We start from the raw sequence: 15,181 nt of genomic DNA, 5'->3' as shown, positions 1-15,181 counted from the left end.
CCAGGGGGGAAAGGCACAATGGCTCGTATCGTTCTGATCGAGGATTCACCGACCGACCGCGCGGTGTTCACCCAGTGGCTGCGCCGTGCCGGCCACGAGGTGCTGGAAGCGGACAACGCCGAAGATGGCCTGCAGCTGATCCGCGACCAGGTGCCGCAACTGGTGCTGATGGACGTGGTGCTGCCGGGCATGAGTGGTTTTCAGGCAACCCGGGCGATGGCCCGTGATGCGGCAACCAAGCACATCCCGGTGATCATCGTCAGCACCAAGGCGATGGAAACCGACAAGGCCTGGGGCCTGCGCCAGGGCGCAGCCGATTACATCGTCAAGCCGCCGCGCGAAGAAGAGCTGATCGCGCGGATCAACGAACTGGTGGCCTGATGCGTTCGCCTTTCGACATTCTTGAAGCTTACGAACGCCGGAGCCTGGCCCATGCGGTGCAGCTGCCCGAGCGCCAGTTTGCCCAGGACCTCTGGCGCGGCGTGGGCTACCGGGTCGGCCAGCGCCGGCTGGTGTCCGATTTCCGCGAAGTGGTGGAAATCGTGCCGATGCCGCCGGTGACCCCGGTGCCCTGCGCGCAGCCGTGGCTGCTGGGCGTGGGCAACCTGCGCGGCAACCTGTTCCCGGTGGTCGATCTGAAGTACTTCCTGGAAGGTGCGCGCACCGTGCAGCAGGAAGGCCAGCGCGTGCTGATCATGCGCCAGGCCGGCGGCGACGTGGCCCTGACCATCGATGAACTGTTCGGCCAGCGCAGCTTCGAGCTGGCCCAGCAGATCGATGCAGGTCGCCTGGCCGAGGGTCGCTATGGCCACTTCGTTGATCGCGCCTTCCATGCCGACGGCCACGAATGGGGCGTGTTTTCGCTCTCGTTGCTGTCGCGCACCCCTGAATTCCGGCAAGCCGCGGCCTGAGGCCTGGCAACGCCCCCTGTATTGAACCTCGAGGTTGAACGATGAGTACTGCTTCGGACGCCACCAAGACCGGCAAGCTGCGGCTGGGCGGCAGCAACCTGTGGCTGGCCCTGCTGTTGCTGTCCATGGTCCTGTTCGGCCTGAACACGGGTGTCGCCACCTGGCAGGGCAGCCGTCTGGCCGATGCCGGCTCCAAGGCCGCCGACCTGCAGGTGCTGTCACAGCAGCTGGCCAACCAGGGCCGTGATGCCGTGGGCGGCAACGCGCAGGCGTTCACCGCCTTCAAGGCCACCCGCAACGCGATCGAACAGAACGTGTCCACCCTGCAGGGTCGCTACGGCAGCGAGCCGGGCGTGTCCAAGGCCATTGGCACCCTGGCCGAGACGTGGGCGCCGCTGGGCAAGCAGGCCGGCCAGCTGGTGGCCAGCGAACCGGCAGTGCTGGCCCTGGCCGGCAACGCCAACAACTTCACCGGCGCCGTGCCGGGCCTGCAGGCGCAGCTGAATGAGCTGGTGCGGGCGATGTCCGCCTCGGGTGCACCGGCTTCGCAGGTGTACAGCGCGCTGCAGCAGGTGGTGGTGGCCGGCACCATGGCCCGCCGCGTGACCGAAATGCGCGCCGGTGGCAGTGGCGCAGCCACGGCCGGCGATGCGCTGGCCCGCGATATCACCGTGTTCTCGCAGGTGCTCGACGGCCTGCGCAACGGCAACGAAGAACTGGGCATCACCGCCGTGCGCGGCGCCGGCGCGGTGGCCGCGCTGGAACAGTCGCAGCAGAAGTGGGAGGCGATGAAGCAGGACGCCGACGCGATCCTGGCCAGCTCGCGCCAGCTGTTCGCCGCGCAGTCGGCCGCCACGGCCCTGGGCCAGGGCTCGGTGCGCATGCTCGACGACAGCCGCAAGCTGTTCGAAGCGTTCTCCTCGTTCGGCTCGGTGTCCGACACCCGCCTGTTCCCGAATTTCTGGATCGGCGTGGTATCTGGTGCGCTGTCGCTGATCGCGATCATCGGCTTCGTCTCCACCAACGTGCGCAGCCGTTCGCGTGAACAGGAACTGCGCTACCAGACCCAGGTGGAGTTCAACAGCCGCAACCAGCAGGCGATCATGCGGCTGCTGGACGAAATCAGTTCGCTCGGTGAGGGCGACCTGACGGTGAAGGCGTCGGTGACCGAAGACATGACCGGCGCGATTGCAGACGCAATCAACTACGCCGTGGATGAACTGCGCCACCTGGTGACCACCATCAACGACACCTCGGCCAAGGTGGCCGTGTCCACCCAGGAAACCCAGGCCACGGCCATGCAGCTGGCCGAAGCGGCCGGCCACCAGGCCAACCAGATCACCTCGGCTTCGGACCGCATCGGCGAAATCGCCGCCAGCATCGAGCAGGTGTCGCGCAACTCGGCCGAGTCGGCCGACGTGGCACAGCGCTCGGTGGTGATCGCCGCCGAAGGTGCCGGCGTGGTGCGCGAGACCATCCAGGGCATGGACCAGATCCGCGACCAGATCCAGGAAACCTCCAAGCGCATCAAGCGCCTGGGCGAGTCGTCGCAGGAAATCGGCTCGATCGTGGAACTGATCAACGACATTTCCGAACAGACCAACATCCTGGCGTTGAACGCCGCCGTTCAGGCCGCGTCGGCCGGTGAAGCCGGCCGCGGTTTCGCGGTCGTGGCCGACGAAGTGCAGCGCCTGGCAGAACGCACTTCGGGCGCGACCCGACGCATCGAAAACCTGGTGCAGGCCATTCAGGCCGATACCAACGAAGCGGTCACCTCGATGGAGCAGACCACCGCCGAAGTGGTGTCCGGTGCCCGCCTGGCCGAGGACGCCGGTACCGCGCTGACCGAAATCGAGCGCGTGTCCAACGCCCTGAACACCCTCATCAAGAACATCTCGATCGCCGCGCAGCAGCAGTCCGCTGCGGCCTCGGACATCACCCGCACCATGGGCGTGATCCGGCAGATCACCGGCCAGACCTCGCAGGGCGCCGGCCAGACCGCCGAATCGATCGGCCACCTGGCACAGCTGGCCGCCGATCTGCGTCGTTCGGTGGCCGACTTCAAGCTGCCGGCGTGACAGCGGCAGGGCGGCGAGCAAGGAACCAGTCGATGAAGCATTTCCATTCCCCAGGCCAAGGTCCGCGCGGCAAGCGCGCGGCGGCGACCGGAGCGCACCGATGAGCAGCAGTCTGCGCGACGCCATGAGCCATGCAGCCCTGGGCTGGGTCAAGCCCGAGCTGGACGAGACCCTGCGCCTGGTGCGCAACGAGGTCGAGTATTTCGTGGAAGACCCGGCCGACGGCAGCCGCATGCGCATCTGCGCCGGTTACCTGCACCAGGTGCAGGGCACCCTGCGCATGGTCGAACTGTATGCACCGGCGATGGTGGCCGAGGAACTGGAGCAGCTGGCCGTGGCCGTGGGCGAAGGCCGCGTTGCCGACCGCGACGAAGCCTGCGCCACCCTGATGCGTGGCAGCGTGCTGCTGCCCGACTACCTGGAGCGCCTGCAGAACGGCCATCGCGATATTCCGATCGTGCTGATGCCGCTGCTGAACGACATCCGCGCTGCACGTGGCGAAGAAGGCGTCAATGACAGCGTGCTGTTCGCCTTCGCGCCCGACAGCGTGACCGCCACCGAGGCCGAGCTGGACCACGCCCGTGGCAGTCTGAGCGGGCGCAACCGCGAGCTGCTGGATACCGTGGGCAGCGCGGTGAAGGAAGAGCTGCTGCAGGTGAAGGATGCACTGGACCTGCACCTGCGCACCGGCGGCGCGCCGCAGCAGTTGCAGGAACAGGTGACCAAGCTGGGTGCCGTGGCAGACACCCTGGGCATGATGGGCCTGGGCGCCGCGCGTGGCGTGGTCGTACAGCAGCGCGATGCGCTGCTGGGCGTGGTCGAAGGCCGCCAGCAGATCGATGAAGACCTGCTGCTGGATATTGCCGGTGCCCTGCTGTACGTGGATGCATCGCTGGACGACCAGGTCGCCCATCTGGGCGCCGGTGGCAGTGGCGAAGACGATCCCAGCGCCGTGGAAAACCGCCGCACGGTGGAAATCCTGGCGCACGAAGCCATCGCCAATTTCGCCGCCGCGCGCGAGCATTTCGTTGCTTTCATCGAGACCAGCTGGAACCACGGCGAACTGCAGGACGTGCCGCGCCTGCTGGGCGACGTGTCCGGTGCGCTGCGCATGCTCGACCTGGGCACCGCTGCCGACTACCTGCGCGGTGTGCAGCAGTACATCGAAGCCGAACTGATCGGCCGCCAGCGCGTGCCCAGCGGGCGCCAGCTGGACACCCTGGCCGATGCCATGGCCAGCCTGGAGTACTACCTGGAAGCGCTGCGCGACCGCCGTCCGGGCCGCGAAGACATTCTGGACATCACCCGCAGCAGCCTGGAGGCCCTGCGTTACTGGCCGCTGCCCGAGCGCACCGCGCCGGCCGCCGCCGAGGCCGCAGACGCCCAGCCCGACCCGGTGCTGCGCGAGGCGCTCGTGGTGCCTGCGGCCGCTCTGCAGGTCGAGCCGGTGCAGATCGCGGTGCAGCCTGCCGCGCCGACGCCGGGCGACGTCCCGGTGCCGCTGCCTGATTTCACCTTCGATCCGCCGCCGGCGCAGCCGGTTGCCGAAGCCGACGCCCAGTCGCTGGTGTTTGGCGCGCTGGAACTGGCCGAAATCGATGCCGCTGACGTGACTGCTGCTGCGCCTGCAGACAGCGCCCCGCTGCTGTTCGCCGCATCCAGCGCACCGCCGCCGGCAGTGCCGCAGTGGGAGCTGGGCAGCCTGGACCACGTGACGGACGCCGTGCCCGCCGAGCAGATGGCCGAAGAGGACGCGCGCGCGCCGACCTTCGCCAGCTTCGATCCGGTCAGCTACGAAGCCGATGCGGATGCAGGCGATGCTTCCATCGCATCGCACTGGTCGCTGACGGCCGCATCGCTGCAGGTGGCCGACGGCACTGCGCACGTCCACGGGGATGCCGGGGACAGCGTGGCGGTGGCCGAGTGGGACGACGCCCCGGCGGTGTCGTCCTCGGTGGCATCGTCGTTCGACCCGGTGGCCGCAGAACAGGACGGCCCGGCGGTGGCTGGCGACGAAGTGGTGTTCCACTTCGACGCCAGCGAGCTGGACAATGCCGAGCACGTGCTGTCGCTGGATGCGATGGAGACGCTGTCGCTGGACGACGCGCCCCGCCTGGACGCAACGCTGGACATCGTCGACGCCGCGCCGCTGGCCGACGCCACCGTGCCGGCTGAGGAAGCGGAACCGGCGATTGTCGAAGCCCTGATCGAAGCCGAAGCCGAAGCCGAAGCACCGGTGCTCGCCGACGCCGAACCGGTCGCCGTGGCCACCATCGAGGTGGACACCATCGCGCCGATCGATTTCAGCGAGGCCGATGCGCAGTTCCTGGCCGAACTGAGCGCCGCGGCGGCAGAGTTCAACCCGCACCCGGAAGCGGCCCCGGCCGTTGAGCCGGTGGCCGTTGCCACCGGCGCTGCCGAAGTCGGCATCGAAGCCGGCTTCGAAGACGATGCCGAGAACATCGACCAGGACATCCGCGAGGTGTTCCTGGAAGAGTTCGACGATGAACTGCAGAACCTGGGCACGCTGCTGCCGCCCTGGCGCATGCAGCCGGACAACATGGACCGGCTGCGGCCGATCCGCCGCATCTTCCACACGCTCAAGGGCAGCGGTCGCCTGGTCGGTGCACGTACGCTGGGCGAATTCGCCTGGAAGATCGAAAGCCTGCTCAACCGTGTATTGGACGGCACCCGCCCGGCCACGCCGGCGGTGCTGGCCATGGTCGACCACGCGCACGCCGCGCTGCCGCAGTTGAACGCCGCGCTGCGCCACGGCCAGCGCATCACCGTCGATCTGCAGGCCATGCAGGCCATCGCCGACCGCGTCGGCGCCGGTGAAGAAACCTTCTACGTGCCGCTGCCGGGCGCAGCGGCCCCGGTCGCCGAAGCACCGGTCGCCGAAGCACCGGTGGCGAACGTGGCCAGCGAAGACATCAGCGACGTTGCCGAGCAGGCCGCTGAACCGGTTGCCGAGGTGATCGAGCCGGTGGGCACCCCCGCGCAGATCGACAGCGTGCTGCAGGAAATCCTGGAAGCCGAAGTGGAGCTGCACCTGGCCACGTTGCAGGCCTGGCTGCAGGACGCACAGCAGGCACCGCACGCGGTGACCGACGCGCTGCTGCGCGCGGTGCACACCATGAACGGTGCGTTCGCGATGACCGAGGTGCCGGAAATCACCGCCGTCACCGGCGCTGCCGAGTCGTACATCAAGCGCGCCCTGGCCGCGCAGGCCGTGCCGGCGGAAGAGGGCGTGTCGGCGCTGCGGGACACCGCTTCGGCCATTGCCGGCACCATGACCGCGCTGCAGGCCGAGCAGCCGCGCATCGTGCCGCACCATGACCTGGCACAGCGCCTGCAGGCGCTGGCTGCCGCGCTGCCCGAAGCGCGCTGGCCGGTGCTGGAAATGGAGGATGACGACGCCGACGACCTGGCCATCGATGCAGACGATGCGGCACTGGCGCACGTCGACGACGCGTCGGCCGATGCGCTGGTCGACATCGAACCGGTACCGCCGGTCGAGACTGAGCTGGAACGTGTTGAACTGACCGGTAGCGAGGATCTTTCGCCGTTCTTCGATGCCGGCTGGCCCGCGCTGCCGCAGGTCGGGGAAGGCACCGACCCGGTCGAGCCCGAGCGCGAAACCAGCGCCGATGCCGACGCTGCGCTGCCCGCGGAAGCGGAAGCGGAGGCGGAGGCGGAAGCCGCGGTCGTTGCAGATGTGACCGCGACGCTGCCCGATGCCCCGGCCGACGCCGAGGAGGCCGATCTGACCGGTGCCGACGATCTGTCGCCCTACCTGGACGCGAGCGCGTTGCCGGTGGACGACAGCGATGTTGAGGACGTGGCCGAACCGGCGTCGATTGACGCAATCGACGCGCCGGCAGCCGCGCAGGTGCACGACGACACCGCGCTGTACGACGAAGAAGATGAACAGGCGCTCGACAGCACGCTGGCGAGCCTGCACGATGATATGGCTGCGCCCGGCTTTGCCGAGCCGGTCACCCTGGAGGCGGCGCTTGAAGCCGGCCTGCAGGTGATCGAGCCGGAGCCGGCGCAGGACGAGCAGGCCGACTGGCCCGTGCTCGGCCTGCAGGCCAGCGAACTCGCGCCCGGTGAGGCAGATGCCTTCGCCGAGGCTGCGGACGTCGGCGGGGAGGCGGCGGTCGGTGAAGGAGAGAGCGCCGACCTGCCGTCCCCGGCGACGGTGGATGCAGACGTTTCCGAAGCGATTGCGGTCGCGCCGGCACCGTTGTTCGAGCTGGAGGACGCACCGGGCCAGGGCGCTCACGCGGCTGCGGCCGTTGAAGCCTTTGTCGAGGCCGATGCAGATGTCACCACTGCCGTGCCTGCCGCCGCAGGCGGCGAGCAGGAAGACGCCCCCAGCGACCAGCTCGACTTCAGCGTGTACGACCGCGAGCTGGTCGATATTTTCGTGGAAGAAGGCAACGACCTGCTCGACCATTGCGACGGCCTGATCAGCGAGCTGCGCGAAGCGCCGCAGGACCGCGAGGCCCTGGCCGGCCTGCAGCGCGATCTGCACACGCTGAAGGGCGGCGCACGCATGGCCGGCATCAACGCCATCGGCGACCTGGGCCACAGCATCGAATCGCTGCTGGAAGCCGTGGCCGCCGGCCGCACCGAGATCGAACGCCCCGACGTCCACCTGCTGGAGCGTGGCTTCGATCGCCTGCACCAGCTGCTGACCCGTACCGGCGAACACCGTACGGTGGAGTCGGCGCAGGACCTGCTGGACGCGTTCGAAGCCCGCACCCGCGTGGATGCCGGCAGCGCCGTTGTTGCTGCCAGCAGCGACGCGGAATCGAACGTCGTGCCGATGGCGCCGCCGGCCCTGGCCGATGCACCGCTGTCGGCACCGCTGCCGGTGGAAGGCACGCCGGACGAAGATCCGCTGGCCCGCCCGCAGCAGGAGCAGGTGCGCGTACGCGCCGATCTGCTGGACCGCCTGGTCAACCACGCCGGTGAAGTGGCGATCTACCGTTCGCGCCTGGAGCAGCAGCTCGGGGCGTTCCGCGGTGCGATGGGCGAACTGGAGCGCACCAATGCGCGACTGCGCGACCAGCTGCGCCGACTGGACCTGGAAACCGAAGCGCAGATCGTCGCGCGTTACCAGCGTGAACAGGACCAGGCCGATCAGAAGTTCGATCCGCTGGAACTGGACCGCTTCTCCACCCTGCAGCAGCTCAGCCGCGCGCTGAACGAATCGGCAGCTGACCTTGGCGGCCTGCAGGGCGTGCTGGACGATCTGTCGCGCCAGTACGATTCGCTGCTGCAGCAGCAGTCGCGCGTCAGCTCGGAACTGCAGGATGGCCTGATGCGCGCGCGCATGGTGCCGTTCGACGGTCTGGTGCCGCGCCTGCGCCGCGTGGTGCGCCAGGCCGGCATCGATACCGGCAAGCAGGTGCACCTGACCCTGGAAGGCACCCACGGCGAACTGGACCGCAACGTGCTCGACCGCATGGTCGCGCCGCTGGAACACATGCTGCGCAATTCGGTGGCCCACGGCCTGGAGGCGCCCGAGCAGCGCCGCAGCGCCGGCAAGCCGGAGGAAGGCGAGGTTGCCATCCGCCTGCACCGCGAAGGTTCGGAAATCGTGCTGGAAGTGGCCGATGACGGTGCCGGCCTGGACCGCGAAGCGATCCGCCGCCGCGCCATCGACCGTGGCCTGCTGGGCGCCGATGCGCAGCCCAACGAGCAGGAACTGGACAACCTGATCTTCGCTTCGGGCTTCTCCACCGCTGACCAGGTCAGCCAGCTGGCCGGCCGTGGCGTGGGCATGGACGTGGTGCGCAACGAAGTGCGCCAGCTCGGCGGCTCGGTCGACATCCAGTCGGTGCGTGGCCAGGGCGTGCGGTTCACCCTGCGCCTGCCGCAGACGCTGGCCGTTACCCAGGCCGTGTTCGTGCAGATCGGCGAAACCACTTTTGCCGTGCCGGTGGCTTCGGTCAGTGGTATCGGCCGCCTGTCGCGCGATCGTTTCGAAGCGGCCGACAGCAGCTACCGCTACAGCGGCGAAGAGTTCCCGCTGTACGACCTGGGCAGCCTGGTCGGCCAGGCACCGGCCCGTGCCGACGGCCAGGACCAGGTGCCGCTGCTGCTGGTGCGCGCCGGCGACCTGCGCGCGGCCGTGGCCATCGACCAGGTGCTGGGCAACCGCGAAATCGTGGTCAAGCCGGTGGGCCTGCAGATCGCCTCGGTACCGGGCATCTACGGCGCAACCATCACCGGCGATGGCCGCGTGGTGGTCATCCTGGACGTGGCGCCGCTGGTGCGCCGTTACCTGGCCAACCCGATCGTGCCGGTGCAGGACAACGCACCGCGCCAGGAACGGCAGGTGCCGCTGGTGATGGTGGTTGACGACTCGCTGACCATGCGCAAGGTGACCGGCCGCATCCTGGAACGCCACAACTTCGAAGTAAGCGTTGCCCGCGATGGCGTGGAAGCGCTGGAGCAGCTGGAAGAGCGCGTGCCCGACCTGATGCTGCTGGATATCGAAATGCCGCGCATGGATGGCTATGAACTGGCCACCGCGATGCGTGCCGACCCGCGCTACAAGGACGTACCGATCGTGATGATCACCTCGCGCAGCGGTGACAAGCATCGCCAGCGCGCCTTCGAAATCGGCGTGCAGCGCTACCTGGGCAAGCCGTACCAGGAGCTGGACCTGATGCGCAACGTGTATGACCTGCTGGGGATCGCCCGTGTCCGTGAGTGATGTGAATCCGGTTCCGGCCGTTGCCCTGCTGGCCCGCCCGGGCGCGGCGCGCGAACGCCTGCGCGAGGCCCTGGCCCATGCCGATGTGCAGATCGTGCTGGAAGATGATCCCAGCGGCCTGGAACCGCAGGCGCTGGCCGATGCGCAGCCGCAGTTCGTGGTGATCGCCCTTGAGGCGGCCATCGAGGACGCCCTGGAGCGCCTGGAGCCTGCTCTGTCCGCGCCGGGGCTGACCCTGGTGTTCGACGAGGCCGAACTGGCCGCGCGCCGTGACGGCTGGGAAGCCCAGCGCTGGGGCCGCCACCTGGCGGCCAAGCTGCACGGCCACCAGCAGGTACTGCCGCCCGGCGCCGAAGACGAGCCCAGCCTGCAACTGGAACCGGGCCTGCCGTCCACGCCGCCGCAGCCGCAGGATGCCGCGCTGCAGCCGCACTTGGACCAGGCGCTGTCGTGGGCCGATGACGTGCCGGCCGACGGCCTGTACTCGCCTCCGGCGGACCTGCATGAGCCCATCGCGCTGGAACAGGCACTGGCCGCGCTGCAGCCGATGCTGCCCGAGCCGCCGCTTCGGGCCGAGGCTGCCGAAGACATCGCGCCGCCGGTGGTTGAACCGCCGCCGGTGCCGTCGGTTGCGCTGGGCGACCACACCGCCTGGTCGCTGGTGGATGAACCCGCCAGTGCGCCGGCCCCGACCACCGCGGCGGCCGCCGCTGCACCGCCGTCCACCTTCGATACCGACCACCTGAGCCTGGTGGACCTGGATGCAGCGCTGCCCGCCGGCGCCCGCGCCGGTGCGCTGCTGGTGCTGGCCGGTATCGGCGGTCCCGATGCGCTGCGTCGCCTGCTGGGCGCGCTGCCGGCCGACCTGAGCGTGCCGGTGCTGGTGCACATGCGCCTGGACGGTGGCCGCTACGGCAACCTGGTCAAGCAGATGGCGCGCGTTTCACCGTTGCCGGTGCAGCTGGCCGAACCGGGCCAGCGCGCCGTACCCGGTGAAGTGCACGTGCTGGCCGATGATCTGGGCGTGCAGGCGGCCACGGACGGGCTGTACTTCCAGACCCGTGCGCAGGGCATCGCGATCGACGTACTGTCGCCGGCGCACACCGCTGTGGTGCTGCTCAGCGGTGCCGACCTGGCCCATGTGGGGCCAGCGCTGGACCTGGCCGCTGCCGGCGCCTGGGTGGCCGGACAGGTGGGCGAGGGCTGTTACGACCCGGCTGCGGCCACGGCCGTGGTGGCCGCCGGCATGGTCGCCGGTGAACCGCAGGAACTGGCGCAGGCGATCGCCGCGCGCTGGGGCCGGCACGACGATGACGGAGACGCAGCATGAGTTACGCCAGCAATGACGAGATCCGCGGTGTCCTGATCCAGGCCGGTGGCGAGCGCGTGCTGCTGCCCAACGCCACCGTGGCCGAAATGATGTCGCGCGTGGCGATCGAACCGATTGCCGACGCGCCGCGCTGGCTGCTGGGGCAGATTGCCTGGCACGGCTGGCAGGTGCCGCTGCTGTCGTTCGCGCGCCTGACCGGCCTGGGCGACGAAGTGGTGGGCGGGCATAACAAGGTGGTGGTGCTGAAGGCACTGAGCGGCAACGCCCAGCGCCCGTACTACGCGCTGCTGACGCAGAACTTCCCGCAGCTGATCTCGGTACCGCGCGACGGTCTGCTGGCCGATGCCTCGGAAGAAACGCTGCCCGATATCGTGCACATGCGGGTGCTGCTGGGCGAAAAAAGCGCCCTGCTGCCGAACCTGGATGCGCTGGAAAGCGCGCTGGATTCGCTGGCCGCCTGACCCGGCGGCTGCACGCGCTCGGTAGGTGCCGACCTTGGTCGGCACTGCTTCGCCGCCCTTGGTAGGTGCCGATCTTGGTCGGCACTTCGCTCGCGGGACGCGCCCCTTACCCCAGATCCCCCAGCCGCGCCTGCAACGCCGCAATCGCGGCCAGGCCGGCGGTTTCCGTGCGCAGGATGCGTGGCCCCAGCTGCAGGCCCTGGAAGCCGGCCTGGGCCAGCTGCTCGCGGTCACGCGGCGACCAGCCACCTTCGGGCCCGATGGCGATCACCACGCCCCCCGCCGGTGCGGCCTGCAGGGTCGACAGGCGGTGGCTGCCCAACGGGTCCAGGGTCAAGCGCAGGGTGTCGGCCGGCAGCGCGGCTGATGCCTGCGCCAGCGACAGCGGCGAACCCACCTGCGGAATGCGCGCGCGGCCGGACTGCCCGCAGGCCGAGGTCACCACGTTGTTCCAGTGCGCCACGCGCTTTTCCGCACGCGCCGCGTCCAGCTTCACCTCGGTACGCTCGGCATTGACCGGCACGATGGCGCTGACGCCCAGCTCGGTGGCCTTCTGCAGGATCAGGTCCATCTTCTCGCCACGGGCAATGCCCTGCAGCAGGGTGATGGCCAGCGGCGATTCATTGTCCACCGCCTGCACTGCATCGATGCGTACCTGCACCTCGCGCTTGCCGGCCAAGGTCAGCACGGCGCTGTAGTCGTGGCCATCGCCATTGAACAGCACGCAGGCATCGCCTTCGCGCAGGCGCATCACCCGTACCAGGTGGTTGGCGGTGTCTTCGGGCAGCGTCAGGGTCTGGCCGCTGTGCAGCGGCAGGTCGATGGGACAGCGGGTCACGCGCATGCAATTGCCTCGTCGATGGCTGCCAGCGTGGTGTGGGCCAGCAGTTCCAGTTGTTCGTCGTCCACACAATACGGTGGCATCCAGTACAGCACATCGCCCAGCGGGCGCAGCACCACGCCGCGCTTCAGCGCCGCCTTGTAGGCATGCAGGCCCAGCCGCAGGGCCGGGTCGAACGGGGTGCGGCGATCGCCGTTGCGCGACAGTTCAAACGCAACCACCATGCCGGCCTGGCGCACATCGGCCACGTGCGCATGGTCGGCCAGCGGCGCGGCCAGGGCGCCCATCACCGAGGCGATGCCGCGGTTGCGTGCAATCACGTCCTCGTCGCGGAAGATGTCCAGCGTGGCCAGGGCAGCCGCGCAGGCCAGCGGGTTGCCGGTATAGCTGTGCGAGTGCAGGAACGCACGCTCGCGTGAATCGTCCAGGAAGGCGTCGTACAGCGCCTGCGTGGCCAGTACCGCAGCCAGCGGCAGGAAGCCGCCGGTCAGGCCCTTGGACAGGCACATCAGGTCGGGCATCACCCCGGCCTGTTCGCAGGCGAACAGGGTGCCGGTGCGGCCAAAGCCGGTGGCGATCTCATCGGCGATCATGAATGCACCGTGCGCGTCGCACAGCTCGCGCACCCGTTTCAGATAGATCGGGTCGTGCATGCGCATGCCGCCGGCGCACTGCAGCCGCGGCTCCAGGATCACCGCGCAGATTTCGCCCGGGTGCTGGTCGAACAGCGTGGCCAGACCGTCGGCGGCCTGCAGCGCGCGCCCAGCGGCGCTCTGCCCGGGCTCGGCCAGGTAGGCATCGGGCGAGGGCGCGAACAGGCCCTCGGCCAGCAGCGGCGCATACACGCGGCGGTACAGCGGGATATCGCCCAGCGCCAGCGCGCCCAGGGTTTCGCCGTGGTAACCGTTCTCCAGCGCGATGAAACGCGTGCGCCGGCGCTCGCCGCGGTTCTGGAAATACTGGAAGGCCATCTTCAGCGCCACTTCCACCCCGGCCGAGCCGTTGTCGGCGAAGAACACCTTGGCCAGCGGGTCGCGACCGGCCTGGCGCGGCGCCAGCGTCAGCAGGCGCTCGGCCAGAGTGATCGCCGGTTCATGACTGAACCCGGCCAGCATCACCTGCTCCAGCTGCCGGGCCTGGGCGGCAATGGCGCCGCCGATGCGTGGTTCAGCGTGACCGAACAGGTTTGTCCACCAGCTGCTGACCGCATCCAGATACCGGTTGCCGTCGTGATCGATCAGCCAGGCGCCCTGGCCGCGCGCGATCGGCACCAGCGGCAGGGTGTCGGGGTGCTCGCGCATCTGCGTGCAGGGGTGCCAGAGCACCTGCAGGTCGCGTTGCCGCCACTGCCGGGCCAGCGGGGAAGGGGTTGGGTCTGCTAGCATTTCGGGCTCATGAACATGTTGCTGCCTGCCCATTCTATCGGCCCCGGCGCGCGCGCCGCCCGCCGTGGAGAGTCCGAATGACCGATGACCGCGCCAGCCGTCGCCTGCCGATCATCCATCGGATCACCGACGAGGAAAACGGCCCGTTCCAGCGCCAGCACCTGGACCTGGAGTTTTCCAACGGCGAACACCGGCGCTTCGAGCGCCTGGTCAGCCGCGGCCACGGCGCGGTGGTGGTGGTGCCGATGCTGGATGACCAGACCGTACTGCTGGTGCGTGAATACGCCGCCGGCGTACACCGCTACGAACTGGGCCTGGTGAAGGGCCGGATCGACGCGGGCGAAACCCCGGAACAGGCCGCCGACCGCGAACTGAAGGAAGAGGCCGGTTACGGTGCGCGGCGCGTGGACGTGCTGCGCGCGATGACCCTGGCCCCGACCTACATGAGCCACCAGTCGTGGCTGGTGGTGGCCCGCGACCTGTACCCGGAAAAGCTGGCCGGCGATGAGCCCGAAGAGCTGGAAGTGGTGCCGTGGAAGCTGGCCGAGCTGGACCAGCTGATGCTGCGCGAAGACTTTTCCGAAGGCCGTTCGCTGGCCGCGTTGTTCATCGCGCGGCAGTGGCTGCAGGCGGCGCGATGATCAAGCTGACCACCGAGCTGCGCGAGACCGCCATCGCCATCGCCCAGGAAGCCGGGCAGGCGATCATGCAGGTCTACAGCAGCGGTTTCGACGTGACCCTGAAGGCCGACGACAGCCCGGTCACCGCGGCCGACCTGGCCGCCGACCGTGTCATCCAGCAGGGCCTGCGTCAGCTCACCCCGGATCTGCCCATCCTTTCCGAAGAATCGGCGCTGGTGCCCTGGGAACAACGCCAGCACTGGGGCGCCTACTGGCTGGTCGATCCGCTGGATGGCACCCGCGATTTCGTCAAGCGCAACGGTGAGTTCAGCGTCAACATCGCGCTGATCTACCAGGGGGCACCGGCGTTCGGCGTGGTGCAGGCGCCGGTCACCGGCATCGTCTGGCACGCCATGCGCGGCGAACTGGCGTACCGGCGACAGGGCCTGCACGACACCGTGCTGCGCACCCGCAGCCCTGCCGCGACCCCGCTGCGGGTGGCGGCCAGCCGTTCGCACCGCTCGCCGGAAACCATTGCGCTGCTGCAGCGCATGGGCGACATCGAAACGGTGGTGCAGGGCTCGTCGCTGAAATTCTGCCGCATTGCCGAAGGCGGGCTCGACGTCTACCCGAGGCTGGGGCCCACCTCCGAATGGGATACCGCCGCCGGCCAGTGCGTGCTGCACGCTGCCGGCGGTGCCGTGCTGTCGGCGCGTACCGGCAAGCCCTTCCGCTACAACCGCCGCAGCACGCTGCTCAATGGCGATTTCATCGCCCTGGGCGACACCAGCCTGCCGTGGCGCGACTGGTTGACCGACTGAA

Annotated in this window: 10 protein-coding genes; 8 read left to right on the top strand and 2 right to left on the bottom strand. The window is 69.1% G+C overall.

Going from position 1 to position 15,181, the window contains the following annotated elements; translation table 11 throughout:
- Positions 1 to 18: 18 nt before the first annotated feature.
- From C1922_RS16835 to C1922_RS16810, 6 genes are all read left to right on the top strand, one after another.
- Entirely contained in the window at positions 19 to 381 is a 363-nt protein-coding gene (locus C1922_RS16835) for a response regulator (RefSeq protein WP_108750816.1), read from the top strand.
- Positions 381 to 911 carry a chemotaxis protein CheW gene (locus tag C1922_RS16830; protein ID WP_108750815.1) on the top strand — a complete coding sequence of 177 codons (531 nt, stop codon included), beginning with the start codon at positions 381 to 383 and terminating at the stop codon, positions 909 to 911. The genes C1922_RS16835 and C1922_RS16830 overlap by 1 nt, the downstream gene beginning before the upstream one ends.
- Before the next feature lie 41 nt (positions 912 to 952).
- Complete coding sequence (locus tag C1922_RS16825) at positions 953 to 2,989, top strand: methyl-accepting chemotaxis protein (RefSeq protein WP_108750814.1); 2,037 nt, start codon at positions 953 to 955, stop codon at positions 2,987 to 2,989.
- Between the two features lie 100 nt (positions 2,990 to 3,089).
- The gene (locus tag C1922_RS16820) at positions 3,090 to 9,722 is read left to right on the top strand and encodes an Hpt domain-containing protein (RefSeq protein ID WP_108750813.1); all 6,633 of its coding nucleotides are present in this window, start codon (positions 3,090 to 3,092) and stop codon (positions 9,720 to 9,722) included.
- Positions 9,709 to 11,052 (top strand): chemotaxis protein CheB, encoded by a 1,344-nt coding sequence (locus tag C1922_RS16815; protein WP_108751636.1) that lies wholly within the window; start codon positions 9,709 to 9,711, stop codon positions 11,050 to 11,052. The genes C1922_RS16820 and C1922_RS16815 overlap by 14 nt, the downstream gene beginning before the upstream one ends.
- Positions 11,049 to 11,513 (top strand): chemotaxis protein CheW, encoded by a 465-nt coding sequence (locus C1922_RS16810; protein WP_108750812.1) that lies wholly within the window; start codon positions 11,049 to 11,051, stop codon positions 11,511 to 11,513. The genes C1922_RS16815 and C1922_RS16810 overlap by 4 nt, the downstream gene beginning before the upstream one ends.
- 106 nt (positions 11,514 to 11,619) lie before the next feature.
- On the opposite strand, the gene C1922_RS16805 is transcribed toward C1922_RS16810, so the two are convergent.
- Positions 11,620 to 12,357, bottom strand: a complete 738-nt coding sequence (locus C1922_RS16805) for a 16S rRNA (uracil(1498)-N(3))-methyltransferase (protein ID WP_108750811.1) — start codon at positions 12,355 to 12,357, stop codon at positions 11,620 to 11,622.
- Complete coding sequence (gene bioA, locus C1922_RS16800) at positions 12,348 to 13,739, bottom strand: adenosylmethionine--8-amino-7-oxononanoate transaminase (protein WP_234413362.1); 1,392 nt, start codon at positions 13,737 to 13,739, stop codon at positions 12,348 to 12,350. Before bioA ends, C1922_RS16805 begins: the two co-directional genes overlap by 10 nt.
- Positions 13,740 to 13,816: 77 nt before the next feature.
- On the opposite strand from bioA, the gene nudE reads away from it, so the two are divergent.
- Together nudE and cysQ are read left to right on the top strand one after the other, a co-directional pair.
- The gene (gene nudE / locus C1922_RS16795) at positions 13,817 to 14,380 is read left to right on the top strand and encodes an ADP compounds hydrolase NudE (RefSeq protein WP_108750809.1); all 564 of its coding nucleotides are present in this window, start codon (positions 13,817 to 13,819) and stop codon (positions 14,378 to 14,380) included.
- Complete coding sequence (gene cysQ / locus C1922_RS16790; RefSeq protein WP_108750808.1) at positions 14,377 to 15,180, top strand: 3'(2'),5'-bisphosphate nucleotidase CysQ; 804 nt, start codon at positions 14,377 to 14,379, stop codon at positions 15,178 to 15,180. The genes nudE and cysQ overlap by 4 nt, the downstream gene beginning before the upstream one ends.
- Position 15,181 lies beyond the last annotated feature (1 nt).

The organism is Stenotrophomonas sp. ZAC14D2_NAIMI4_7 (assembly GCF_003086675.1).
Taxonomy (GTDB): Bacteria; Pseudomonadota; Gammaproteobacteria; order Xanthomonadales; family Xanthomonadaceae; genus Stenotrophomonas.
This window is presented reverse-complemented; position numbering and strand designations above follow the sequence as displayed.